We start from the raw sequence: 25,416 nt of genomic DNA, 5'->3' as shown, positions 1-25,416 counted from the left end.
CGCCGCTCACCGCTGATCGGCGGCATGGTCTGCCGGTCGTACCCGGGCCGGGTTGCCCACCACGGTGGCGCCCGCCGGTACGTCCCGGGTGACCACGCTGCCCGCGCCCACCAGGGCGTCATCGCCGATGGTCACGCCCGGCAGGATGAGCGCGCCGGCGCCGATCCACACATTGCGGCCGATGCTCACCGGCCTGCCGAACTCCAGCATCCGGGCCCGCAACGCCGGGTCTCGCGGGTGGTCGGCGGTGAGGATCTGCACGCCGGGCCCGATCTGGGTGCCGGCGCCGATCCGCACGGCGCAGACGTCGAGGATGACGCAGTTGAAATTCATGAACACCCCGTCGCCGAGGTGGATGTTGTAGCCGTAGTCGCAGTGAAAGGGCGGCCGGATGTAGACGTCCGCTCCCACCTCGCCAAACAGCTCGCTCAGCAGGCGCTGCCGTTCTGACGCCGGTGCGGCGCCCGTGGCGTTGTATTGCGCCATCCACTCGGCGGCGCGCTGGGCGTCCGCCTGCAGTTCCGGGCAACTGGCGAGGTAGAGTTCGCCGGCCAGCATGAGTTCTTTCTGAGAGCGCTGCGTCATGGTCTGCCCCATCGGATTCGGTCGAAGGTTGGACCGGCGAATCGCCGTTTCGTGTCAGGTAAAAAAACGCCCCTGGCAGCCGAAGCGGGCAGGGGCGCTGTGACTCACTCAGGCGTCTGTGGCCGTGGCCTCAGGGCGCTGCCACGGCCAGCGGGTTGTGATCGATGTCCAGCTTGTAGAAGGTCGCCGCACCGGCCTCGGTTTCATAGCCGCTGTTGTCCTGGGTATAGACCCCCGCCTTGAAATACAACGGTTTGTCCGCCCAGGCCGAATCCATCTTGGCTGTCCACTTGGTGCCGTTGACGTTCACGGTCAGGGTGCCCTTGGCGCTCAGTGCGATGCTGTAGGTGAAGCGCTGCTCCAGCGGAATGCCGCTGAGCACGGTGTACACCTGGGTTTCGCTGTCCGGGCTCGGGCGTACCTTGACCACCAGGTTGCCGGTGCTGGTCTTCACCTTGTACTGGTACTCGAGCTTGAGCAGCGGCGCGGTGCTCTTGTGCGCGTGGATCTGGCCGATCACCAGCTTGCCGGTGGACGGCACCTGGCTGACCTTGAGCGCGGCACGCAGGTAGTGGTCGGCGCCCGGGTAGGTCCAATTGCGCAGGCTGCCATCGGCGTAGGTTTCGCGCAGTTCGGAGCGCGGGTACGAGGCGTTCTCGGTGGTGGTGCCATTGACCGGCGCCCAGAAGAACACGGTGCCGCCGATGTTCTGGAAATAGTGATCCTGGTAGCCGCCGGTGAGCACGGGGGTCTCGATGGTCGCCGCTGGTACGCCAACGGGGATGGACAGGTTCCAGGTAGCAAGGTCGATCATTGACTAAAACCTCAAAAGTGAGCTTTCAGCCGGGGGCAATTCTCATCCACGAGGTGGTAGGTCTTACCTGGCAATCCAGCCTGTTGCACACGAACTAAAAGGGGGATGAAACAGTTCTTGTCCGAAGGCTGTGGCCGTCTCGCGGGACGCTTTATACGGGGTGCGTGGGGTGTTGTTAATGACCGATCGTCACCTTAATGACGTCAAAAAACAGACGAATTATGGCCTTGATATTGAAATGAGATCATTTTTGCGGCTCGGCAACGAAACGGCGAAATCGTCCCGTCCTTTGCCGACGCCAGCCCCGGTCTAGAGCGGGGCGTCAGTTTTTTGAAAACGCTCGTTTGAAAGCGGCTTGTCACCGAATTGTCATGCGACGAACGGTAGGGATTTTCGGTGGGTTTTCAGCGGCGCAAAGGGCGGCGACGCCTCTGGAATGGGAGTCAGAGGCGATTGCGATTTATTGCTGGAGTGTCGTGAGGGCGTCTTTGCTGCGCGAGGTGAGGGCACCCAGGCGCGGGGACTCAGCCGCTGCGTTTGTCGGTCAGGTTCTGCCACAGCTGGCGGGCATCGTAGGGAGCGCGGACCTTGATGTCGTTGTCGAAGTAGCAGTACAGGTCGCGGGGTGTGCGGCGGGGGCGGTGGTCGCTGTCGATCAGGTGGGCATCGTCGGGCTGCCCGCCGGCTGTCCAGGCTTCGATGCGCGCCTGCCAGCGCTGCAGGGCGTCGTCTGAATAGCCGCTGGCGTAGAGTTCGGCATCACCGTGCAGGCGCAGGTAGAGGAAGTCGGCGGTGACATCCTCGAGGTAGGGCCATTTGCCGGCGGTGTCCGCCACCACCAGGGCCACGTTGTGCTGGCGCAGCAGCGCGACGAAGGCGGGGCTGCGAAAGCTGTCGTTGCGGATTTCCACGGCGTGGCGCAGCGCGTTGTCGGCCGCCGCGTCCAGGTAGCCGCTCACGTGCAGGCGGGCGTCGGCCCGGCGGGCCAGGTGGCGTGCCTGGTCGGTGTCGACAGGCAGTTGCGCGAGGAAGTCGCCGAACTGCTGTTCGTCGAAGCGAAAGCTCGGCGGAAACTGCCAGAGCACCGGGCCGAGCTTTTCCTTGAGCGTCAGGGGGCCGGAGGCGAAGAAGTTGGCCAGGGGCTGGCCAATGTCGTTGAGCCGGCGCACGTGGGTGATGAAGCGCGGTGCCTTGACGCTGAAGACGAAGTCCTCGGGCGTTTCGGCGTACCAGGCGGCATAGCGCTGCGGGGTCTGCAGGCCATAGAAGGAACCGTTGATCTCGATGCTGTTCACTGCGCGGGAGGCGAATTCCAGCTCGCGCCGCTGCACCAGGCCCTTGGGGTAGAAGTCGCCGCGCCAGGGGGCGTAGCGCCAGCCTGAAATACCGACCCGGATGTCACTCATGGCGATGCTCCTGCCTCGGTCTCGAGGGCGTGCAGTGGGGCGCCAGCCGGGCATGTTGTCCTGGCTGGCAGGGGCGTGTCATTCGCGTGTGCCCGGGTCCGTCCCGCCATCGGTCGGCCCGCCGGGGTTGGAGTGCTCGGGGGAGTCGTCGCGCTCGCCGTCGTTGGTCATGTTGCCGTCGCGGGTGTTTACCGGGCGGCCGTCCAGGGTCTCGACCTCGCCATCGGCGTTGCGGCGCGTCTCGACCTCTTCCTGTGGGCCCGGGTTGCCGGACGGACTGGAAACGGAGCCACGCCCGTCTCCCGGGGTGCCGGCCGGCGCCTGGGCGTGGGCGGCGAGGGGCAGAGACAGGGCAGCGCATAACAGCAGGGGAATGGAGGGATGGGTCATGTGATTGCTCCAGGGCGAATAGCCCATGCGTGATACGTGGTTGGGGGCTCCGTGCTCAGCCTTCGACATCCATGAAACCGGCGGCCTGGGTGCGCCAGAGCCGCGAGAACGTGCCGTCTTGCAGGCACAGCTGCTGCGGCGGGCCGTCTTCGACGATTCTGCCGTCTTCCAGCACCAGCACCCGGTCGAAGCTGGCGAGGGTGGACAGGCGATGGGCGACGGCCAGCACCGTGCGGCCCTGCATGAGGTCACCCAGGGCGGTCTGTATTTCTGCCTCGGAGTGGGTGTCGAGGGCCGAGGTCGCTTCGTCGAGCACCAGGATCGGCGCGTCCTTGAGGAACGCGCGGGCGATGCCCAGACGTTGCCGCTGGCCGCCCGAGAGCATCACGCCGCGCTCGCCCACCAAGGTGTCGTAGCCCTCGGGCAGCTCCCGCACGAAGGCGTCGCAGAAGGCATGGCGCGCCGCGGCGATGACCTCCTCGTCGGTGGCTTCCGGTCGGCCATAGCGAATGTTTTCGCGGATGCTGCGGTTGAACAGGGCGGTCTCCTGGGGCACCACGGCCATGCGGGCGCGCAGGCTGTCCTGACTGACTTCGCTGATGTCCTGCCCGTCGATCATGATGCTGCCGTGCTGCACATCGTCGAGGCGCTGGATCAGGCTGATCAGGGTCGACTTGCCGGCACCGGACGAGCCGACGATGCCGACCTTCTGTCCGACCGGGATGTGTAGGTCGAAATGCTCGAACACCTGGCGCCCGTCCGGGTAGGCGAAGCTCACGTCGCGGAATTCGATGTCGCCGCGAAACAGCGCCAGTTGCGGTTCGGGGTCGTCCAGACCGTGGGGCTGCACGATGATCTTCAGGGTGTCGTCGATGGCGCCGATCTGCTGCGTGGTGTCCACCAGGGCCAGCGCCAGGTCGCGCGAGCCGTGCAGGATGCGGAAGGTCAGGGCGCTGACCATCACCACGTCGCCCGCCGTCACGCTGCCGGCGACCCACAGCTGGATCGCCCAGATCAGCATGCCGCCGGCCATCAGCGACAGGCAGATGTCATGGATGACCCGGGCCTTTTCCAGGTACATCCAGCTGCGCCGCTGGGCGCGGGCTTCCAGGCCGATTTCCTCGGCCAGGCGCTGGCTCTCGCGGTCGCGGGCGGAAAACGCCTTGATCGTCCAGACATTGGACACCACGTCCACCAGCTCGCCGCCGACCCGGGCGGCCTGGGCCGCGAAACGCTGGTGCTTGCTGCGCCCGCGGATGCCGAAGGAAATGATCAGCACGCCGACCACCAGGACGAAGCCGATCAGCGCCCAGGCCATGTGCGTGTGCACGGTGAACAGCACGATGACCGCGCCGAGAAAATCCACGCACGGCGGCATGATCTTCCAGGCCAGGCCGCCATAGATGGCGCCGGCGGCCTGGCCGGTGGCGGATATCCGGTTGCCCAGGGCGCCGGCGTAGTGCTGCGCGAAATAACGCATGGGGTGGCCGGTCAGGTGGCGGAACAGGTCGACCCGGATGTCCACGCAGCTGGCCACCACCGTGCGGCAGCCCAGCCAGCCACCGAGGCGCCAGAACACGTTTTCCACCACGATCAGGCCGATGAAGAGGCCTAGCGGGAACCACACATCCGCCTGCTGGCGGTCATCGGTGGCCATCGCGTCGACCAGCAGTTTCATGCCGTATTGCACGGCGACCGCGCAGCTGCCGGCGCCGACGATCAGCAGGAACATGCCGCCGAAGTGCCAGGGACGACGACGGACGTAGCGCGCCAGGAAGGCGATCGGCTTGCCCGGCAGGGCGTGCGGCGCGGCGCCGGCAGGTGGGGTGTTCATGCCTGCCGGGCCAGTTGTTCGGCCATGGCGGCAAACAGCGTCTGCTGATGGCGCAGCTCGTCGGCCAGTGGCGCATGCACGGGGCGCTGTCCGGTGGCGTCGGCAAAACCGAACAGCCCGGCCTGGCAATGGCGATCATCGGTCCAGCCGGGGTAGTCGAGGATCGGGTACAGGCAGATGCCTTCCAGCGGCACGCCACGCTGCAGGGCCAGGTGCACCTGTTCGCCGATGTAGCGCAGCCAGTCGGCGCGCTGTTCGCCCTCGGCACCGGTCTCGGCCACCAGCATCGGCCGGCGATAGCGCTGGTAGACCTCCGCCAGGATGCCGCTGAACGGCCGGTACAGCGGGTCGCCGCGCCACAGGGTGCCGCCCCCCATGAACCACTGGTTGTTGTCGTAGTAGTTCACCCCGAGGATATCCAGGTACTCGGGTCTGCCGCCGAGCCCCGGCCATTGCATGCCCGCCAGCATGTCCCAGGCCTGGAACTGCGAGAGGCGATAGCGTTCGGCGTCTTCCTGCTCGCTGTTGCGGCTGCCGCGCGGCACGACGTGTATGACCGGGTCGACCTGCACGAAGCGGGCACGGGGATCGACCGCGCGGATCGCCTCGATGGCGGCGATGCTGGCGCGTATCAGCTGGTGTTTGAGTTCGTCGCCACGTCCCGTGCCCAGCGGGGCGAAGTAGGCGACTTCACCGCCGGCCCAGGCCCAGAACGACATTTCGTTGAGGGGCGAATAGAAGGGAATGCGGTCGCTTTCCTCCCGGACGATGCGCGCGGTGGCTGCGGCGAAGCGGGCGAAGCGCTCGACGAACGGCGGTCGCCAGATGTCGAGGTCGTCCGGCCAGCCGTAATGGCACAGGTCCCAGATCACCTGGGTGCCCGTGCCTTCGGCGGCCCGCAGTTGCGGCAGGAAACTGGACCAGTCGTAGTGCCCGGGCACCGTTTCGATCAGGTGCCAGCGCAGGCCGTCACGGACGGTGCGCAGGCCCTGTCGGCGCAGGGCGGCGTAGTCCTCACGGGCCCAGCGGTGGTGGGCGGTGCCCTCGATCAGGTCGAGGCGCCGACCGTCCTGCCGGCGGTGGGTGGAACACTCGAAACCGCCCATGAAGAAACTGTCGAACAGGGAAGGAGCGTGCATCGTCGACGATCCTCACCGCGCCTGGCTGACCAGACTGTCATCCGGCGCGGTGGGTGGCGGCACGACGGGTTGTCGCTGCGCCTCCTCGATGCGCTGGTACAGCGCCAGCGCCTGCCCCACCACCTGGTCCATGTTGTAGTACTTGTAGGTGCCCAAGCGGCCGAGAAAGGTGACGCCCGGCGTGGCGTCCGCCAGCTGCTGGTAGCGCTTGTACAGCGCGGCGTTTTCCGGGCGCGGGATCGGGTAGTAGGGGTCGCCTTCGGCGGAGGGGTATTCGTAGGTGACGCTGGTCGTCGGGTGCTGCTGGCCGGTGATGTGCTTGTACTCGCTGATGCGGGTGTAGGGCACGGCTTCGTCCGGGTAGTTGACCGTGCCGACGGCCTGGAACCGTTCCTGGTCCAGGCTCTTGTGCTCGAACCGGAGCGAGCGGTAGGGCAGCTTGCCGAAGCGGAAGTCGAAGTATTCGTCGATCGGCCCGCAGTAGATCAGGTGCTCGTGCTCGACCCGGTGGCGCACCTCGCGGTAGTCGGTATCGAGCAGGAGCGTGATGTTCGGGTGGTCGAGCATGCGCTCGAACATCCGCGTGTAGCCGTGCAGGGGGATCTGCTGGAAGCTGTCGGTGAAGTAGCGGTCGTCGGTGTTGGTGCGGGTGGGGATGCGCGAGGTGACCGACTTGTCCAGCTGCGACGGGTCCAGGCCCCATTGCTTGCGCGTGTAGCCACGGAAGAACTTCTCGTACAGCTCCTGGCCGACCTGGTTGATCACCACGTCTTCGCTGGTGCGGATGGTTTCCACCCGTTCGGCGCGGCTGGCCAGGTACTGCTCGGCCTCTTCGTCGCTGCTCAGTGCGAGGCCGTACAGGGCGTTGAGTGTGGTGCGGTTGATCGGGATCGGCACCTGCTGGCCGTCCACCACCGCCAGTACCCGGTGTTCGTAGGGCCGCCACTCGGTGAAGCGCGACAGGTAGTCGACGATGCGCTGGGCGTTGGTGTGGAAGATATGCGGGCCGTAGCGGTGGATCAGCACGCCGGCCTCGTCATGGTGGTCGTAGGCGTTGCCGCCGATGTGCGGGCGGCGGTCGATCAGCAGCACGCGCTTGCCCAGTCCGGCCGCCAGGCGCTCGGCGAGCACGCTGCCGGCGAAGCCTGCGCCGACGATCAGGTAATCGAAACCTCGTTCGCCTTCCAGGCGGTCATTGGCGTTCAGCGTAGGCATTCGATCTGCTCCTTCATCTGTGCCTGGGTCCGGTCCCAGGACATGTCGCCAAGCACACGGTCGGCGTGTTCGAGAAAGGCCGGTCGGTCGGCCGCCAGGTCGAGGGCCTTTTCACAGGCGGCGACGAATTTTTCCGGGGTGTCGGCGATCAGCACCACGCCGCTCTTGCCGTAGCTGCGCACCACGTCGGTGATGGGGGTGGAGACCACCGGGCAGCCGCCGGCAAGGTATTCCGGGGTTTTGGTGGGGCTGATGAAGCGGGTCGATTCGTTCAGCGCGAAGGGCATCAGCGCCACGTTCCAACCGGCGAGGTACTGCGGCAGTTCGTCGTAGGTCTTGCCGCCGAGGAAGTGAATGTTCGGTCGCCGGGGCAGGGAGGCCGGGTCGATCTTCACCACCGGGCCGATCATCACGAACTGCCAGTCCGGGCGCAGCGCGGCGACCTGGTCGAGCAGCGCGACGTCGAAGCGTTCATCGATCACCCCGTAGAAACCGAGGCGCGGTCGGCCGATGCCGGCCTGGTCGGGCGGGTTGTTCTGGAACGCTCGCGCCGTCGCGAAATGGGCGATGTCCACGCTGCTCGGAAAGGCGTGGACGTTGCCGTGCAGCTCGCGCTTGACCTCCCACAGGCTATGGCCGCCGGTGAACACCAGGTCGGCGCGTTCGAGCAGTTCCCGTTCGTGCTCGAGCAGGTCGGGCGGCGCGCCGTCGAAGGCCGACAGCTCGTCCATGCAGTCGTAGACGACGGTGCTCGGTTGCAGGTGGCGAGTGAACCCCAGGCTCATCGGCGTGTAGTACCAGAGCAACAGGTCCTCGACCTCGAGCCGCTCCAGGTAGGTGTCGAGCAGGGTGCGCAGGGCGGCCTGGGTGCGCTGCGCGTCGAGGCCCGCCGGCAGGCGCGGCACCAGGATCTGCACCCCTTCCTCGTCGGGGCGTACCTCCAGCCAGGGTTCGGCTTCGTCGGTGGGCACCGGCTCCTCGAAGAACAGCACGTTGTATTCCCGTGCGAAGCGCGACATCAGGTGCTGCGGGCGCTGGTAGACGAAGCTCCAGCGCAGGTGCGACAGGCACAGCAAGGTCGGGATCAGCGGATCGAACACCACCGCCGCCTCAGAGGTGTCGGGTTGCGACGGCGATTTTCCGATCGGCTGCTGAAAGGGGCCTGCCCAACTCATGGTTCCGTCTCCCTAGGTGGCCGGCGCAGCGCGTCGTGCAACGCGCCGGCATCAGTCGATTCGAGCGAAGAAGTGATACCAGCAGTGGAGGCCGGGCGGAGCGGGCAGTTCAACAAATCGGCCGAGCTGCCGCCGGCGGGTGCGTTCATCGTTCTCCTTGAACTCCCGCCCTCGTGGCCCCGTCGGTATCTGGGATCGCGCCCCTAAAACCGCGGCGAAGGTTCCTCCATCGGCAAGCTCATGGCCGGTCCCTTCAAGCCCTTGTCTCGCTGGAGGTCATATGATTCTGGTCACGGGAGGAGCCGGCTACATCGGTTCCCACACGGTGCTCTCGCTGTTGCAAGCCGGCCACGACGTGCTGGTGCTGGATAACCTGTGCAACAGCTCGCGCGCCTCGCTCGAGCGGGTGGCGCAGATCGCGGGTCGAGCGCCCTGGTTCGTCGAAGGCGACATCCGTGACCGTGCCGTGCTCGACGGGCTGTTCCAGCAGTGGCCGGTCACCGCGGTCATGCACTTCGCCGGCCTCAAGGCGGTGGGCGAGAGCGTGCAGGACCCGCTGCGCTATTACGAAACCAACGTGGCGGGCAGCATCACCCTGTGCCAGGCCATGGCGGATGCGGGCATATTCGAGCTGGTGTTCAGCTCGTCGGCCACGGTCTATGGCGAAGCGGTCAACGCACCGATCAGCGAGCGCTGCACCACGGGCATTCCGACCAACCCCTACGGCCAGTCGAAGCTGATGGCGGAAAACGTGTTCAAGGCGCTCGCCGACTCCGACAGTCGCTGGTCCATCGCCTTGCTGCGTTACTTCAACCCCATCGGTGCGCATCCCTCGGGCCTGATCGGCGAAGACCCCGACGGCATCCCCAACAACCTGCTGCCGTACATGCTGCACGTGGCGATCGGCCGCCGGCCCTACCTGCGCATTTACGGCGACGACTACCCGACCCGGGACGGCAGCGGGGTGCGTGATTACATCCATGTGGTGGACCTGGCCGAAGGGCACCTGTGCGCCCTGGATCGGCTCGCCCGGACCCAGGGCGTGTCGGTCTGGAACCTGGGCACCGGCCGAGGCTATTCGGTGCTGGAAATGCTCCGCGCGTTCGAAGGGGTGATCGGCCGAGCGCTGCCGTTTCGCATCACGGCGCGGCGCTCCGGGGACATCGCCGAGTGCTGGGCCGATCCGACCAAAGCCGAGCGGGAACTGGGATGGAGCGCCCGGCGCGGGCTGCGCACCATGCTGGAAGATGCCTGGCGCTGGCAGCACATGAATCCCCATGGCTACCGGGCCGCCCGGGAAACGGACGCCACGGTCCAGGAGCTGCCCGAGCTGACCGGAGCCCGGGAGGTCGAGCTTGCCGAGGCCCTGGCGCCGCGGCCGGCAGCGGGCGTCGTGCGCTGAGGCGCGGCGCCGTGCCGCTGTTCACATGACCTGAACGATTTGCACGCGGGGGTCTCAGAAACCTCATGGATGCACCAAGACATCCGACTGACCGAGGTTGCCCCCATGAGCGATACCCGCACCGACGGCTTCGAGCGCCAGGCGATATCCCTGACGCTCAACGGAGCCTCCCACCAGGTCGAGGTCCATCCGTGGATCACCGCGCTCGACCTGCTTCGTGAACGACTCGACCTGATCGGCACCAAGAAAGGCTGCGACCACGGCCAGTGCGGCGCCTGCACGGTGCTGCTCGACGGCCGCCGGGTGAATGCCTGCCTGCTGCTGGCGGTGATGCTCGATGGCCATGAGGTCACCACCATCGAGGGGCTGGCGGCGGGTGATGAGTTGCACCCGATGCAGCGCGCCTTCATCCGTCACGATGCCTTCCAGTGCGGCTACTGCACGCCGGGGCAGATCTGCTCGGCGGTGGGGCTGGCGGCGGAAGGGCGTGTCGCCGGCGCGGACGATATCCGCGAGCGCATGAGCGGCAACCTGTGCCGCTGCGGCGCCTACAGCAACATCCTGGCGGCCATCGAAGAGGCCTTGCCCGATTGCGAAACGGCGGTGCGCCCATGACCCCGTTCGCCTACAGCAAGCCCGGGCAGGTCGAGGACGCCCTGCGCCTGGCCGGCCCGGACAGCCTGTTCATCGCCGGTGGCACCAACCTCGTCGACCTGATGAAGGAAAACCTGGTGCGCCCGCGGCGGCTGATCGACATCAACGGGCTGCCCCTGCGCGAGGTCCAAGCGACGGCGGCGGGCGGCCTGCGCATCGGTGCGCTGGTGAGCAATGCCGACCTGGCCTGGCACCCGGAGGTCGAGCGGCGTTATCCGCTGCTGGGCCAGGCGCTGTTGTCCGGTGCATCGCCGCAACTGCGCAACATGGCCAGCGCGGGTGGCAACCTGCTGCAGCGCACCCGCTGCCACTACTTCTATGACAGCCAGGTACCGTGCAACAAACGTGAGCCCGGCAGTGGCTGCCCGGCGCGTGACGGGCTCAACCGCAACCACGCGCTGTTCGGCGCCAGCGAGCACTGCGTGGCGGTGCACCCGTCCGATTTCTGTGTGGCCCTGGCGGTCCTCGATGCCCAGGTGATCGTGGCCAGTGCGCAAGGCGAGCGGCGCGTGGCGTTCAGTGATTTCCATCGGCTGCCCGGCGACACGCCGCAGCGCGATAGCGTGCTGGAGAACGGCGAGCTGATCCTGGCCATCGAGCTGCCGCCCGAGGACTTTGCCAAGCACAGCACCTACCTCAAGGTGCGCGACCGGGCCTCGTTCGCCTTTGCGCTGGTGTCGGTGGCGGCAGCCCTGGCATTCGATGCCAATGGCCGTATCCAGGCCGCGCGTCTGGCGCTGGGCGGGGTGGCGCACAAGCCCTGGCGCCGCCCCGAGGTCGAGGCGGTGCTGCTCGGCCAGCAGCCTGACGCAACGGCTTTTGAAACCGCCGCTGCGCGCATGCTGGAGGGCGCGCAGCCGTTGCACCACAACGCCTTCAAGGTCGAGCTGCTGCGCCGCGCCATCGTTCGCGCCTTGACCACCGCCGCCAAGGGGACGCCCATATGACCACGCATTCCATCGGCCAGCCCCTCGACCGCGTCGACGGCGTGCTCAAGGTCACCGGCCGGGCGCGCTATGCCGCCGAACACCCGGCCGACGACCTGCTGCACGGCAGCGTGGTCTGCAGTTCGATTGCCCGGGGCCGCATCCGCCAGATCGACGCCTCGGCGGCCCAGGCACTGCCAGGGGTGGTGCTGGTGCTGACCCACGACAATCGCCCGCCCATGGCCAATGACGACGAGAGCTACGAAGACGACGATGCGGCGGACGGCTCGCCGTTCCGGCCGCTGTTCAATGCGCGGGTGCGCTACAGCGGCCAGCCGGTGGCCCTGGTGGTGGCCGACAGCCTGGAGCTGGCGCGGCATGCGGCGTCCCTGGTGCGGGTGGACTATGAGGTCGACGACCACGCCACGGACCTGGGCGAGGCACTGGACCGCGCCCACCCGGCGCCGGCCGAGTTGCCCAAGCCCCGGGGCGATGCCGATTCGGCCATCGAGGCTGCCGAGGTGCAGCTGGCGTTGGAGTACGAACTGCCCAACGAGTACCACAACCCGATGGAGCCCCACGCCTCGACGGTGATCTACCAGGCCAACGGCCACCTGCTGGTGCACGAAAAGACCCAGGGGCCACAGAACAGCCAGCGTTACCTGTGCGATGTGCTCAAGCTCGAGCCATCGACCGTGCGGGTGCTGTCGTCCTTCGTGGGCGGCGCGTTCGGCTCGGGCCTGCGCCCCCAGTACCAGCTGCCGCTGGCGGCCATGGCGGCGCTGGTGCTCAAACGTTCGGTGCGGGTGGTATTGAGCCGCCAACAGATGTTCACCTTCGGCTACCGCCCCCGTACGGTTCAGCGGCTGCGCCTGGGGGCGTCGAAGGACGGCAAGCTGCAGGGACTGGTTCACGAGGCCATCGGCCAGACCTCGCGCTTCGAGGATTTCACCGAGCAGGTAGTGCCCTGGTCCGGCATGCTCTACCACTGCGACCACCTGCGCCTGGACTACAAACTGGTGCCGCTGGACGCCTACACGCCGCTGGACATGCGCGCCCCCGGCGCGGCCACCGGGCTGTTCGCCCTGGAGTCGGCCATGGACGAACTGGCCTGGGCCACGGGCGCCGACCCGCTGCAGGTGCGCCTGCTCAATTACAGCGACACCGACCAGAACAAGGGCAAGCCCTATTCGAGCAAGGAACTGCGGGCCTGCTACCAGCAGGGCGCCGACGCCTTCGGCTGGAGCCGGCGCAGCGCGCAACCACGCAGCATGCGCGACGGCGAGCAACTGATCGGCTGGGGCATGGCGACCGGTGTCTGGGAAGCCATGCAGATGCCCGCCAGCGCGCGGGCCAGCCTGAGCGCCGACGGCCGCCTGATCGTTGCCAGCGCCACCTGCGACATCGGCCCGGGCACCGCCACCGCCATGACCCAGATCGCCGCCGACACCCTCGGCCTGGACCCGGCGCAGGTGGTGTTCAAGCTGGGGGATTCCGCCCTGCCGACCGCGCCGCTGCAGGGCGGCTCCTTTACCGTGTCGTCGGTGGGCAGCGCCGTGCGCGAGGCCTGCCTGGCCTTGGCGCAACGCCTGTGCGAAGCCGCCCGGCAACTGCCCGATGCGCCGTTCACCGATGCCAGCCGGCTGCGCTGCAGCGGCGGGCGCGTCCAGCAGGGCGACGACAGCAGTCGCGCCATCGACTGGCAGGCCTTGCTGGCACGTCATGGCAGCCTGGAGGCGCACGTCGATGCCAAGCCGGGTAAACAGCGCGAGCCCTTTGCCAGCGCCACCCACTCGGCGGTCTTCGTCGAGGTGCAGGTGGACGAGGCCCTGGGCAGCATCCGCATCACCCGGGTGGTCAGCGCCATTGCCGCCGGCCGCGTGATCAACCCGAAAACCGCTCGCAGCCAGATCCTCGGCGGCGTGGTCTGGGGGCTTGGCATGGCCTTGCAGGAAGAAGCCAAGGTCGACCACCGCCTCGGCCGCGTGATGAACCACAACCTCGCCGAATACCATGTGCCGGTCCACGCCGACATGGGCGACATCGAGGTGATCTTCGTCGAAGAGGATGACCTGGCTGTGAACGCCCTGGGCTCCAAGGGCGTTGGTGAAATAGGCATCGTCGGCGTCGCCGCCGCGGTGGCCAACGCCGTCTACCACGCCACCGGGAAGCGAATTCGGCGGCTGCCGATCACACTGGACAAAGTGGTGTGACGGCGGTTGGGTGATGCCTGCGTGATCTTGGGCGTTGTTCGCAGATGTTGCCCGACGATCGGGTGTCGCCCGCGCCAAGGTGTCGACCGAGCTCAATTCGTATGCGCCGCTGCTGGGGCCGACGGCACCGCCACCTGCTTTCCTCTCCTCGACGACCAGCAGCTCGGCAAATCGCACCGGGTGGGTCGCGGGCCTGGGGGGCGAGTTCGCCGTCGCGCCGCAATTGCGTATCCGTGCCGAGTACCTCTATTACGACCTGGGCGACACCCAGGTGGATGCGCACAGCCGGGTCTTGTATAACACCGGCGCCCTTTTTTCGTCCGCCAACGGCCGCGTGAAGAGCGAGTGGACCAGTTCTTCCGCGCGCATCGGTCTGACGTACTCGTTCTGACGGACATGAAAAAGCCCGCTTCGAGCGGGCTTTTTCATGCATCTTTCAGCCGAGGCGAAGGGGCTTCGGGCTCGGCAACCGCTGTGCGGGTCGGCCTTTCGCCTGAACTACGCGGGCTGGCGCTCGTCCTCCAGCAGGAACTGCGTTCCGTTCGGCAGGCTCAGCAGCACCCCTTCGTATTTCGGGATATCCGAATCCAGCACGATGGCCGGGCGTTTATCGGCGCCTGCTCGATCCTTCCCGTCCATCTGGTACCGGCCCAGGGCAAGGCGGCACAACCGCTCCAGTTCATCGGCCTCGGCCGAGGTTGGCTGGGGCGGGTAGTAGACCGCCTGGATGGCCCCGTTGAAGAGAATATTGACGGCGACCACCTGCTGCCCGTGCCACAGCACATCGACGTGCAGCGAGTCATTCTGCAGATACAGGGGGGCTTCAAAACAGGCGCGATTGACCAGTCCCATAACGAATTCCTGATGGCGAGCACGCACAGTGACGTCGTCTGATCAAGCGGCTCGGCGAATGAAATCCACGGTCCTGATTAGGCTTCAGCGAAGCTGTGGTTAGTCGCGTTCAGCGGTGCGACCTGGGCTTGGGCGGGAGAGTGGGGGTCAGCGGCCTGGAACCGGCCGCATTACTCACCTTGTACGCTTTTTGCTCAAGGGCGTCCAGCAGATAAATCGAAGAATTGTGGCGACTGTTGCACGGTTTATGGGGCGACAGCAGGTGGGGTGATGGCGCACGCGCAGAAAAACAAAAGCCCCTGACTTGGCAGGGGCTTTAGCTTGCTTATTTGGTGGAGCCGGGGGGATTTGAACCCCCGTCCGCCAGTTCTCCGCTGTTGGTACTACATGCTTAGCCGTGTCTATTGAGTTAACCCTCAGCCGCCCGACGGGCAGGGTGCATTGGGCGAGTTGTGTAAGTTTTAGCCACTTCGTCCACAACGTACTACGCGGCGATCCTGTTCTATCTGACAATCATTTCGGGTTTACAGGCATCCCCTGATGATTGCTGGAGCCGAAGCTACCAGGAGAGCGGGCTCGGCTGCTTACGCAGCGAGAGCGTAACCCTCGTAGTTTTCGTCATTGGCAACTATAGAAGTTGCAACAGTGGATTTACGAGTTCTGTTACCAACTCGGCATGCACCTCGAGTTTCGCTACCGGCGTCGAATCCTAATCGGCCCCCAAACTGGTGGTAAACGTGAGACGTGCAGTGTACGGCAAAGGTTCCGCAGCGTCGACCCGCATACGCGTGCCGGACGCTGATCGTCGAGTGCAGCTATGATTGCCGGTCAGAGCTGTCATGTCTTTGGGATGAGACCTTGCCTATGCCGCCCCGTGCGACGCGTCACCCCCTGCGCCAGTGGATCTGGCGCGCGTTTGTACAGAGTGCCCTGATACCACTGATTCTGGTCGAATCGGTGCTGATCGCGGTCTATCTGTTGAGCAACGAGGCCATTCGTGACGCGCAGATCGGCCACCTGCAGCAGGGGGCGCTGGAGGACCTGTCGGCGGCGGTGGAGCGTGAGGTTCAGGTGATCGACAGCCGGCTCGGAGCGGTGGAGTCTCAGGCGCAGATTTTCCGCGACGCGGCGGTCCAGGCGGTGCTCAATGAGGGCTTTCAGCCCGATGCCCTGGAGGTGGGGCGGCACCGGATGACCGACTCCGGCGTGTTCTACAGCCACAGCGACGATGGGCGCGCGGCCTCGTTCTATGCCAACAGCACCCCGGCGGCGCAGCAGGATCACGCCAAGGCCCTGCGCCTGTCGCAGCTCGACCCGCTGATGCGCTCGATCCGCTCGGCCAACCCGCTGGTGGCCGCCACCTATATCAACACCTGGGACAGCTACAACCGCATCTACCCGTTTTTCATCACGCCCGAGCAGTATCCCCATGACATGGTGATACCCGATTTCAATTTCTATTACCTGGCCGACGCCACGCACAACCCCGGGCGCAAGGTGATGTGGACGGACGTCTACCTCGATCCGGCCGGGCTGGGCTGGATGATGTCGGCGGTCGCGCCGGTCTACCGGGGCGACTTTCTGGAAGGGGTGGTGGGGCTGGATATCACGGTCGGGCAGATGCTCGCCGAGATCGGTGAATTGAATGTGCCCTGGCAGGGCTACGCGATGCTGGTGAGCCGCGACAACAACATCATGGCCCTGCCGCAGGATGGCGAGGCCGACTTCGGGCTGCGCGAGCTGACCCAATACTCCTACGCCGAAGCGGTGCACCGCGAAGTGCTCAAGCCCGAGGACTTCAACCTGAGCAGGCGCCCGGACCTGCAACCCCTGCTCGACGCCATGAATTCGGGCGGCCACAACGTGCAGGAGGTGCTGCTCGGCGGGCGCAAGCAACTGGTGGCCTGGAGCGAGATTCCGCAGACCGGCTGGCGCCTGCTGCTGGTGGTGGATGAGGAGCATATCTTCAGCGAGACCAATCGCCTGGCCGAGCGCTACCTGCAGATCGGCTACCTGCTGATCGCCGGTCTGGGGCTGTTCTACCTGTTGTTCTTCGCCTGGATGTGGGTGCGTTCCCGACGCCTGAGCGATGAGCTGGTGCTGCCGATCAACGGCATCATCGGCATGATGCGCCGGCTCGGCCTGGGCGATTTCCACCCCAGTGCGCCGGCTACCCAGATCGATGAACTGGCCTTCATGGCGCAGGCCGTGCAGCAGACGGGCGAGCAATTACAGGCCAGCGAGGTGAAGCGTCACGAAGCGCAGCGCCTGCTGGAGGTGGTGCTGGAAAGCACCACGGAAAGCCTCTGGGAAGTGGACACCACCAGTGTGACCATCACGCTCAGCGAGCGCTTCGTCAAACGCTATGGCCTGGCCAGCGAGTGCATGAGTTTTAGCGAATTCAACCAGCGCGTGCACCCCGATGACCTGGAACGGATTCGTCACCTGCGCCAGCTGTTCGCCGTCAGTGGCGAGGACCGTTTCGAGAGCGAGTACCGCTATGCCAACGCCCGGGGCGAGTACGCCTGGCTGCTCAGCCGCGGGCGGGTGCTGGAGCGCGACGCCGAGGGGCAGGCTCTGCGCGTCGCTGGCACGCATGTGGATATCACCCGGCTCAAGCAGGTCCAGGAAAAGCTGCGTCACGCCAGCCTGGAGGCGCAGGAGGCCAGCCAGGCCAAGAGCCGCTTCCTGTCGAGCATGAGCCACGAGCTGCGCACCCCGCTCAATGCCATCTACGGGTTCGGGCAACTGATCGAAATGGAGGCGCAGGACAAGCCCGGCTCGCAGCAGGAGGCCGATTACGCCCGCGAGATCGTCAACGCCAGCCGTCACCTGACCTCACTGGTCGACGACATCCTCGACCTGTCGAGTATCGAGAGCCGGCGCCAGCAGTTGCAGTTGCAGGCCGTGGAGATCGGCGCGCTGCTCAATGGCTGCGCCGAGCTGGTGCAACCGGAGGTGCAGCAACGGCGCCTGCAGCTGCAGGTGGTCGCGGCCGCGGATACCGGCCTGTATGTGCAGGCCGACATGCGCCGGCTGCGCCAGGTGATCCTCAACCTGCTGTCCAACGCCATCAAGTACAACAGCCCCCAGGGGCTGATCAGCATGGGCTATGAAGTCCGCCCGGCGTGTGTGCGGCTCTGGGTCGAGGACACCGGACCGGGGCTTACCGCCGCCCAGCAGGTGCAGCTGTTCCAACCGTTCCAGCGCCTCGGGCGCGAGAACTCTAGCATCCCGGGGACCGGCATCGGCCTGGTGCTGTGCCGCGAGCTGGCCACGCTGATGGGCGGGGACATGGGCTTCCAGAGTGTGGTCGGTCGGGGCAGCCGCTTCTGGATCGACCTGCCGGGGGCCGCGCCGCCACCACCGGCTGTGCCGAGCGACGCCCCGGGCGATCTCGAGGAGCCGCTGAAGCTCGCTGACGTGCTGTGCGTGGAGGATCACCCGGCCTGTACCAAGGTGGTCCAGGAGGCATTGCGCGAATTCGCCGCGGTGCGCGGGGCGGGATCGGTGCAGCGTGCGCTGGCCGAACTGGCGCAGAGCACACCGACCCTGGTGCTGCTCGACCTGGACCTGCCAGACGGCAATGGCTTGCAGGTACTGGATGCCATGCGCAGGGACCTGCGTTTGCAGGCGGTGCCGGTGATGGTGATCAGTGCGACGGTGGATGAAGCCGGGTTCGCCGAGGCGCGGCGTCGTGGTGCGCAAGCCTGCCTGGCCAAGCCCATCGAGCTGGCGCAGGTACGGCGCCTGGCCCTGTCCTTGCTGGGCCAGGGCCTCTAGAGAACGCCTACTCGCTGGCGTCGAGCAACTGCAGCGCTTCGCCGAGTACTTTCACGGATTCGCTGTGGTTGCCCGCCTTGTGCAGCTCCTCGCCTTCGGCGCGGAGTTTCTGCACCTGGGCCAGCACGGTGGGGTCACTGGGTGGATTGTTTTTCAGCTCCGCATCGATCTTGGCCATGTCCGCCGGACAATGCATGGCCCAGAGGCTGGTGCTCAGAAGCAGGGTGCTCAGGAAAACGGCAAGACGTCGCATGGCGTATCTCCTTCAGGGTGTGGAACCTCTACTGTAGGAGAGTCGCTGGGGAAAGGTAAGAAAGCGATGGGCGGTAGCGAAACGACAAAGCCGCCCAGTGGGCGGCCTTGTCGGGTGTCACGAACGCGGCTGTTCAACCGTTTTCATCGGGCGCTTCGAGCAGGGTCAGCGCCTTGGTGGCGAGCGTGGCGCAGGTTTCCAGATCGCCTGCACTCTGCGCTTGCTGCGCTTCCTTCTGGTGTTCCAGCACCTGTGTCTTGACCGACTCTGCGGTGGTGGTGTCGGTGGCTAGGCTGTCGCTCAGCTTCTGCAAGTTGAGGGCGCACAGGTCATCGGCAAAGGCAGGTGTTGCTGACACGGCCACGGCCGCAGTGAACAACAGGGCGGTGAGTTTCATTTGATAGTCCTCTCATCATGAACGATTTTCCCGGCGATTCGCATCACGAGGCGCGGCGTAACCGAGAGCGATATCGACCCCGTCCTTTCGGGCTCATGAAAAGTGACCCTCCCATTGCCGCGAGAGTTCAGTTGCATTTTCCGCTTCGCTGACGAGCTGGTGGCGAATGCCTTCCTCCGGGCAAAAAAAAACCGCTCGGCGCGGGGCGGGACAGGCAAAACGTGATTCAAAGTACCCGCGGGCGTGACACGCGATCGACCAGGTAGACCAGGCCGTGGTAGTCGATGCCGGCATGGTGGCTGAGGCCGATCTCGCAGGTGCGGCTGGTGGAGACGCCTTCGTCGCAGTGCTGGACGGCATCCTTCAAGCTTCGCAGCGAGTGGGCATTGAGTTCCGGGGTGGTGAAGCCTTTGTCACCGGCGAACCCGCAGCAGTGGATGCCTTCCGGGATGATCACCTCGCGGGTGCAGCGTTTGACGATGTCGATCAGCCCCTGGGACTCGCCCAGGTGCTGGGTGCTGCAGGTGACGTGCACAGCCACCGGGGTGGCCTGGGGCTGGATTTCCAGGCGGTCGAGCAACTGCTCGCGGATGAAGCGCACGGGGTCGAACAGGTTGAGCCGGCTGTCCAGGCCGTCCTGCAGCAGGCGCAGGGTGCAGGGGCTGGTGTCGCAGTAGATTGGGTCCAGCCCGCCACGGCTGGCCTTGAGCAGCGCATCGATCAGTTCCTGGCGTTTGCTGTCGGCCTGCTCGGCGTAGCCTTTGGAGGCAAACGGCTGGCCGCAGCAGAGGCTGTCCTGCTCGGCGGGGAAGACTACCTGGAAGCCGGCCTTTTCCAGCAGCGCCTGGGTCTTGTCAATCAGCGGCACCTGCTCGCGGTCGCTGAAGGACGGCCCCATGGCCCGGGACACACAGGCGGCCAGGTACACCACCCGCGGGCGCGCGTCGGTGATGGGCGCATGGAACTGGATGGGGGCGGCGGCCTGGGGCATGGCCGGTGTCCATTGTGGCAGGCGATTGCCGGAAGCCTTGTGCAGGGTTTCGCTGGTCTTGGTCAGCAGCGGCGCGCCCAGCAGCCGGCGCGCACCGTCAGCCAGGCGCAGGGTCAGGCGCGCGCCCTGCAAGGCGCCGGCGAAATGCCCGGCCAGCCAGGTGGCGCTGGTGCCGTGGTTGGCCGCACTGGCGCGCAGCTTGCGCACCAGGTCGCCGGTGTTGATGCCCACCGGGCAGCGTTGGGCGCACAGACCGGTGGCGGCGCAGGTGTCTACGCCCTGGTACTGGAAGTCCTCACGCAAGGCGCGGGTGTTCTGGCCATCGCGCTGACGCGCCTGGATGTCACGCCAGATGACGATGCGCTGACGCGGGCTGAGGGTCAGCCCCTTGGACGGGCAGACGGGTTCGCAGAAGCCGCACTCGATGCACTTGTCGACGATTTCGTCGGCAGCCGGCAGGGGCTTGAGGTGCTTGAGGTGGATCTGCGGGTCGTGGGACAGGATCACGTCCGGGTTGAGAATGCCCTTGGGGTCGAGCAGGCGCTTGATCTCCCACATCAACTGGTGGGCGTCGTAGCCCCACTCCAGTTCGACGAAGGGGGCCATGTTGCGGCCGGTGCCGTGTTCGGCCTTGAGCGACCCGCCGAATTCGACGGCAACCAGCTGGGCCACGTCCTGCATGAAGGCGTCGTAGCGGGCGACCTGCTCGGTGGTGTCGAAGCCCTGGGTGAAGACGAAGTGCAGGTTGCCTTCCAGGGCATGGCCGAAAATGATTGCTTCGTCGTAGCCGTGCGTGTCGAACAGGGCGAGCAGGCGGTTGACGCCCTCGGCCAGTTGTTCCACCGGGAAGGTGACGTCTTCGATGATGACGGTGGTGCCGGTCTGGCGCACGGCGCCGACGGCGGGAAAGGTGTCCTTGCGGATTTTCCACAGCTGGTTGTAGACCACCGGGTCTTCGCTGAAATCGACCTGTTTTTCCAGCGGGAAGTGGGCGATGGACGCCATGATCTGCGCCAACTGCTCGTGCAGCAGGCTCTGGCTGGCGGCCCGGGATTCGATCAGCAGGGCGCAGGCGGTCGGTGACACATCCTTGACCCAGGTCGGCATGCCGGGCTTGTCCTGCACCGAGCGCAGGCTGCGCCGGTCCAGCAGCTCCACGGCGGAGACCGGTTGGCTTTTCAGCACGGTCACGGCGCGGCAGCAGTTTTCCACGTCCGGGAACACCAACAGTGCGCTGGCCTTGTGCGGGTGGTCGGGCACGGTGTCGTAGGTGACCGCGCTGATGAAGCCCAGAATGCCCTCGGAGCCGACCATCAGGTGACTGAGGATATCCAGGGGCTGGTCGAAGTCGACCAGGGCGTTGAGGGACAGCCCTGTAGTGTTCTTCAGCCGGTACTTGTGGCGAATTCTTGCAGCCAGCGCGCTGTTGGCGCGGGTCTTGCGGCCCAGCTCGGCCAGTTGCTGCAGCAGGGGAGCATGCCGGGTTTGGAAGGCGCTCACGCTGGCGCTGTCTTCGGTGTCGAGCACGCTGCCGTCGGCCAGCACCAGGCGGATGCCGGCCAGGGTGTGGTAGGTGTTCTGGGCGGTGCCGCAGCACATGCCGCTGGCATTGTTGGCGACGATGCCGCCGATCTTGCAGGCATTGATCGACGCCGGGTCCGGGCCGATCTTGCGCTGGAAGGGCACCAGTACCGCGTTGGCCTGGGCGCCGATGACGCCGGGCTGCAGGCGGATCTGCGCGCCGTTGTCGCGAATCTCGCGGCCGTTCCAGTTGTCGCCCAGCACGATCAGCACCGAATCGCTCAGCGCCTGGCCTGACAGGCTGGTGCCGGCTGCGCGGAAGGTCACGGAAACCTGGTCGCGGCTCGCCAGGGTCAGCAGGGCGACCACTTCTGCCTCGGACTCGACGCGCACCACCAGCTTGGGAATCAGCCGGTAGAAGCTGGCGTCGGTGCCGAACGCGAGGGTCGACAACGGGTCATCGAACAGGCGGTCGGCGGGGATCAGGCGTTGCACTTCGGCGAGGAAGGCGGCGGGCAGGCTCATGGGCGCTCCGGATTATTCTGAGTACGGGTGACACGGCCGGCAGCCCCTGCAGGCGTCGCCGGGGCGATCGCCTGAGTGGTTTCTGCGGTTCAGCGGCCCAGTTCGCGGACCAGCGAATCGGTGGTGATGTCGCTGATCGACTTGGCGCCGGTGAGCACCATGGCGACGCGCATTTCCTTCTCGATGAGATCGAGCAGGTTGCTGACGCCCGCCTCGCCGGCAACGGCCAGGGCGTAGATGAAGGCGCGGCCGAGCAGCACGGTGTCGGCGCCGAGGGCGATCATGCGCACCACGTCGAGGCCGGTGCGGATGCCGGAGTCGGCGAGGATCTTCAGGTCGCCTTTGACCGCGTCGGCAATCGCCGGCATCGCCCGGGCGCTGGACAACACGCCATCGAGCTGGCGGCCGCCGTGGTTGGACACGATGATGCCGTCGGCGCCGAAGGTCACGGCGTCCTTGGCGTCGTCAGGGTCGAGGATGCCCTTGATCACCATCGGGCCGTCCCAGAATTCGCGAATCCATTCCAGGTCTTTCCAGGAGATCGACGGGTCGAAGTTGGCACCCAGCCAGCCGATGTAGTCGGCCAGGCCCGTGGGGTTGCCCCGGTAAGTGGAGATATTGCCCAGGTCGTGCGGGCGGCCGCAGACGCCGACGTCCCAGGCCCAGGCTGGGTGGGTCATGGCCTGCAGCATGCGGCGGGTCGGGCCGTTGGCGCCGCTCATGCCCGAGTGGGCGTCGCGGTAGCGGGCACCGGGCACCGGCATGTCCACGGTGAATACCAGGGTGGTGACGCCGGCGGCCTTGGCGCGCTCCAGGGCGTTCTTCATGAAACCGCGGTCTTTCAGCACATAGAGCTGGAACCACATCGGCCGGTCGATGGCCGGGGCCACTTCTTCGATCGGGCACACCGAGACCGTCGACAGGGTGAAGGGGATGCCTTTCTTGGCAGCCGCCTTGGCCGCCTGGACCTCGCCACGGCGTGCGTACATGCCGCACAGGCCGACAGGGGCCAGCGCCACCGGCATGGACAGGGTTTCATCGAACAGCCGGGTTTCCAGGCTCAGTTCCGACATGTTCTTGAGTACGCGCTGGCGCAGGGCGATGTCGGCCAGGTCTGCCACGTTCCGCCTGAGGGTGTGTTCGGCGTAGGCGCCCCCGTCCAGGTAGTGGAACAGGAAGGGTGGCAGCTTGCGCTGGGCGGCGTCGCGGTAGTCGGTGGAGGCAGAAATGATCATTGATTTCCCCATGTTCGAAGGTGGAAAGGTCGGCACGCCTGGCTGGCGTCCGACCTATGCCGGCCTCTGTGAGCCTGCCCGCCGATGGGCTGGACAGGCTCTCGGGCTTGTATCAGGTGGTGACCAGCGGATCGCTGACCCCCAGGACATAAATCGCAATCAGGGCGATGAGTCCAGTAAAAAACACGTAGTACAGGGTAGGCCACACGGTTTTGCGCAATGTGATCCCCTCGCGGCCGAGCAGGCCGACGGTGGCGGACGCGGCAACCACGTTGTGGATGGCCACCATGTTGCCGGCCGCCGCGCCAATGGCCTGTACGGCCACGATCAGCGCGCCGGATATGCCGAGGCTGTGCGCGACGCCATATTGGAACTGGCTGAGCATCATGTTGCTGACGGTGTTCGATCCCGCGATGAACGCGCCCAGTGCCCCTACGCTCGGCGCCAGGAGTGGGTAGACCCCGCCTACGCTGTCGGCCACGTAGCGGGCCATGGCGATCGGCATGCTGGGAAGGTCCGCGGCGTTGACGCCAGAGTTGATCAGGATGCGCACCATTGGCACGGTGAACAACAGGACGAAGCCGGCCCCCAGGAGCACTTTGGTCGATTCACCCACCGCCGCGCTCAGCTCGCGCACCTTCATGCGATGGAGGAAGAACGTGGCCAGTACGACGGCGACGAGAATGCCCCCTGGCAGGTACAGCGGCATGAAATCGGCCTTGATGCCGGTTTCGCCCAGGATGTCCGGGAACACCAGGACCACCGACTTGAGAGCGGCCCCAACCTCTGGAAACACGCGGCTGACGACCAGCAGGGCGCCGACCAGCACGTAGGGAAACCAGGCGCGTACGCTGCTCATGGGCTTGCTGGTCAGTTCTTCGAGCTTCATCTCCACGCTGCCGACCCATTCGTTCGGCCAATCCTTGGCCGGCGCGAAGTCCCAGGTGGTTTTCGGCATGAGGAAGCCCAGGCGTGCCGCGCTGGTGACGATGGCCAGGCCGATGAGGCCGCCTGCCAGCGATGGGAACTCGGGGCCCAGGAATATGCCGGTGGCCACGTAAGGCAGGGTGAAGGCCAGGCCGGCGAAGACCGCGAAGGGCAACACCTCGAAACCGGCCTTCCAGCTTTTCTCCTTGCCGAAGAAGCGGGTCAGCATCAGCACCATGATCAACGGCATGACCGTGCCGACCAGTGCGTGAATGATGGCCACGTTGCTGGTGATCAGTTGCAGGAAGAGCTCCCAGCTCGAGCCCTGGGCAGTCAGTTGCCCGGCTAGCGTGCTGGTGTCCAGCCCGCTGTTGATACCGATGATGATGGGGGTTCCCACCGCGCCGAAAGACACGGGCGTGCTCTGAACCAGCATGCCGAGCATGACGGCTGCCAGCGCTGGAAAACCAATGGCGACCAGTAGAGGCGCGGCGATGGCGGCTGGGGTGCCGAAGCCGGAGGCGCCTTCGATGAAGCAGCCGAACAGCCAGGCAATGATGATTGCCTGGATGCGGCGGTCAGGGCTGATGGTGGCGAAGCCGGCACGAATAGCCGTGATGCCGCCGGAATGCTTGAGCGTGTTGAGCAGCAGGATGGCGCCGAAAATGATCCACAGGACGCCACCGGTGATGATCAATCCTTGCACCGTGGAGGCGATGATGCGGTTGAAGCTCATATCCCACGCGTACAGGCCGATGCCGGCTGTCAGCAGGTAGACCAGCGGCATGGCGTATTTGGCTGGCCAGCGCAGGCCGATCAACAGGATGGCGGCGAGCAGAATAGGGGAAAACGCTAGGAGGGCGAGTAGGCCGGATGACATGACAGTGGGCTCCGTTCAATAGCGCGCAGCGCGGGGGGACGAGGGCGGCGACCAGGCTATGGCAAACGGTGCGGGCATGAGCTGCATGGAAACCTCGATATCGTCTTTTCTTGGAATTGTTTTCAAACACATTGATTTAATTGGTAATACCAATTTACAATGTTGCCTGCTCAGGGTAAGAGTGGGCAGGAGTGCTGTCAAATAGAGGGTCTTCGACTTTGGTCGAATAGGCGCGTCTTGTCTGGCCTGTAGGCGGGCTATAGGCTTTCTGTTTCGCGTGTCAGTGCGTGGTAAAACCA

20 protein-coding genes and 1 other RNA gene are annotated in these 25,416 nt (G+C 65.9%); 6 read left to right on the top strand and 15 right to left on the bottom strand.

Going from position 1 to position 25,416, the window contains the following annotated elements; genetic code table 11:
- Positions 1–6: 6 nt before the first annotated feature.
- From N5C28_RS23330 to N5C28_RS23295, 8 genes are all read right to left on the bottom strand, one after another.
- Complete coding sequence (locus tag N5C28_RS23330; protein WP_279825817.1) at positions 7–585, bottom strand: sugar O-acetyltransferase; 579 nt, start codon at positions 583–585, stop codon at positions 7–9.
- 130 nt (positions 586–715) lie between these two features.
- Positions 716–1,399 (bottom strand): polysaccharide lyase family 7 protein, encoded by a 684-nt coding sequence (locus tag N5C28_RS23325; protein ID WP_279825815.1) that lies wholly within the window; start codon positions 1,397–1,399, stop codon positions 716–718.
- A gap of 524 nt (positions 1,400–1,923) precedes the next feature.
- Positions 1,924–2,805: a DUF72 domain-containing protein gene (locus tag N5C28_RS23320; protein ID WP_279825813.1), complete on the bottom strand. Its 882-nt coding sequence runs from the start codon at positions 2,803–2,805 to the stop codon at positions 1,924–1,926.
- A 78-nt stretch (positions 2,806–2,883) separates the two neighbouring features.
- The gene (locus N5C28_RS23315) at positions 2,884–3,195 is read right to left on the bottom strand and encodes a hypothetical protein (RefSeq protein ID WP_279825811.1); all 312 of its coding nucleotides are present in this window, start codon (positions 3,193–3,195) and stop codon (positions 2,884–2,886) included.
- Positions 3,196–3,250: 55 nt separating this feature from the next.
- Positions 3,251–5,029 carry an ABC transporter ATP-binding protein gene (locus N5C28_RS23310; RefSeq protein ID WP_279825809.1) on the bottom strand — a complete coding sequence of 593 codons (1,779 nt, stop codon included), beginning with the start codon at positions 5,027–5,029 and terminating at the stop codon, positions 3,251–3,253.
- The gene (locus tag N5C28_RS23305) at positions 5,026–6,168 is read right to left on the bottom strand and encodes a beta-glucosidase (RefSeq protein WP_279825807.1); all 1,143 of its coding nucleotides are present in this window, start codon (positions 6,166–6,168) and stop codon (positions 5,026–5,028) included. Before N5C28_RS23305 ends, N5C28_RS23310 begins: the two co-directional genes overlap by 4 nt.
- Positions 6,169–6,180: 12 nt before the next feature.
- A complete protein-coding gene (gene glf / locus N5C28_RS23300; RefSeq protein WP_279825805.1) occupies positions 6,181–7,383 on the bottom strand; it encodes a UDP-galactopyranose mutase in 1,203 nt (400 codons plus the stop codon).
- On the bottom strand, positions 7,371–8,558 hold the full coding sequence (locus tag N5C28_RS23295) for a glycosyltransferase family 1 protein (RefSeq protein ID WP_279825803.1): 1,188 nt from the start codon (positions 8,556–8,558) through the stop codon (positions 7,371–7,373). Before N5C28_RS23295 ends, glf begins: the two co-directional genes overlap by 13 nt.
- A 280-nt stretch (positions 8,559–8,838) precedes the next feature.
- On the opposite strand from N5C28_RS23295, the gene galE reads away from it, so the two are divergent.
- The 5 genes from galE to N5C28_RS23270 all read left to right on the top strand — a co-directional run bounded on the left by galE (position 8,839) and on the right by N5C28_RS23270 (position 14,144).
- On the top strand, positions 8,839–9,960 hold the full coding sequence (gene galE, locus N5C28_RS23290) for a UDP-glucose 4-epimerase GalE (RefSeq protein WP_279825802.1): 1,122 nt from the start codon (positions 8,839–8,841) through the stop codon (positions 9,958–9,960).
- 105 nt (positions 9,961–10,065) lie between these two features.
- Positions 10,066–10,575, top strand: a complete 510-nt coding sequence (locus N5C28_RS23285) for a 2Fe-2S iron-sulfur cluster-binding protein (protein WP_279825800.1) — start codon at positions 10,066–10,068, stop codon at positions 10,573–10,575.
- The gene (locus N5C28_RS23280; protein WP_279825798.1) at positions 10,572–11,561 is read left to right on the top strand and encodes a xanthine dehydrogenase family protein subunit M; all 990 of its coding nucleotides are present in this window, start codon (positions 10,572–10,574) and stop codon (positions 11,559–11,561) included. The genes N5C28_RS23285 and N5C28_RS23280 overlap by 4 nt, the downstream gene beginning before the upstream one ends.
- A complete protein-coding gene (locus tag N5C28_RS23275; protein ID WP_279825797.1) occupies positions 11,558–13,753 on the top strand; it encodes a xanthine dehydrogenase family protein molybdopterin-binding subunit in 2,196 nt (731 codons plus the stop codon). The genes N5C28_RS23280 and N5C28_RS23275 overlap by 4 nt, the downstream gene beginning before the upstream one ends.
- A gap of 34 nt (positions 13,754–13,787) precedes the next feature.
- Positions 13,788–14,144: a hypothetical protein gene (locus N5C28_RS23270; protein ID WP_279825795.1), complete on the top strand. Its 357-nt coding sequence runs from the start codon at positions 13,788–13,790 to the stop codon at positions 14,142–14,144.
- Between the two features lie 107 nt (positions 14,145–14,251).
- Here N5C28_RS23270 and N5C28_RS23265 read toward each other — a convergent pair whose 3' ends face one another.
- Both N5C28_RS23265 and ssrA read right to left on the bottom strand, forming a co-directional pair.
- Positions 14,252–14,605 carry a hypothetical protein gene (locus N5C28_RS23265; protein WP_279825793.1) on the bottom strand — a complete coding sequence of 118 codons (354 nt, stop codon included), beginning with the start codon at positions 14,603–14,605 and terminating at the stop codon, positions 14,252–14,254.
- Between the two features lie 330 nt (positions 14,606–14,935).
- Positions 14,936–15,326, bottom strand: a transfer-messenger RNA (tmRNA) gene (gene ssrA, locus N5C28_RS23260).
- Between the two features lie 143 nt (positions 15,327–15,469).
- On the opposite strand from ssrA, the gene N5C28_RS23255 reads away from it, so the two are divergent.
- Positions 15,470–18,388, top strand: a complete 2,919-nt coding sequence (locus N5C28_RS23255) for a hybrid sensor histidine kinase/response regulator (RefSeq protein WP_279825791.1) — start codon at positions 15,470–15,472, stop codon at positions 18,386–18,388.
- 7 nt (positions 18,389–18,395) lie between these two features.
- Here N5C28_RS23255 and N5C28_RS23250 read toward each other — a convergent pair whose 3' ends face one another.
- From N5C28_RS23250 to N5C28_RS23230, 5 genes are all read right to left on the bottom strand, one after another.
- Entirely contained in the window at positions 18,396–18,641 is a 246-nt protein-coding gene (locus N5C28_RS23250) for a hypothetical protein (protein ID WP_279825790.1), read from the bottom strand.
- A 133-nt stretch (positions 18,642–18,774) separates the two neighbouring features.
- Positions 18,775–19,038 carry a hypothetical protein gene (locus tag N5C28_RS23245; protein ID WP_279825788.1) on the bottom strand — a complete coding sequence of 88 codons (264 nt, stop codon included), beginning with the start codon at positions 19,036–19,038 and terminating at the stop codon, positions 18,775–18,777.
- Positions 19,039–19,264: 226 nt separating this feature from the next.
- The gene (locus tag N5C28_RS23240; protein ID WP_279825786.1) at positions 19,265–22,075 is read right to left on the bottom strand and encodes an FAD-binding and (Fe-S)-binding domain-containing protein; all 2,811 of its coding nucleotides are present in this window, start codon (positions 22,073–22,075) and stop codon (positions 19,265–19,267) included.
- An 89-nt stretch (positions 22,076–22,164) separates the two neighbouring features.
- On the bottom strand, positions 22,165–23,310 hold the full coding sequence (gene lldD, locus N5C28_RS23235) for an FMN-dependent L-lactate dehydrogenase LldD (protein ID WP_279825784.1): 1,146 nt from the start codon (positions 23,308–23,310) through the stop codon (positions 22,165–22,167).
- A gap of 112 nt (positions 23,311–23,422) precedes the next feature.
- A complete protein-coding gene (locus N5C28_RS23230) occupies positions 23,423–25,117 on the bottom strand; it encodes an L-lactate permease (protein WP_279825783.1) in 1,695 nt (564 codons plus the stop codon).
- Between the last annotated feature and the right edge of the window lie 299 nt (positions 25,118–25,416).

Origin of the sequence: Pseudomonas sp. GD03944, assembly GCF_029839275.1 — a bacterium.
Taxonomy (GTDB): Bacteria; Pseudomonadota; Gammaproteobacteria; order Pseudomonadales; family Pseudomonadaceae; genus Aquipseudomonas.
This window is presented reverse-complemented; position numbering and strand designations above follow the sequence as displayed.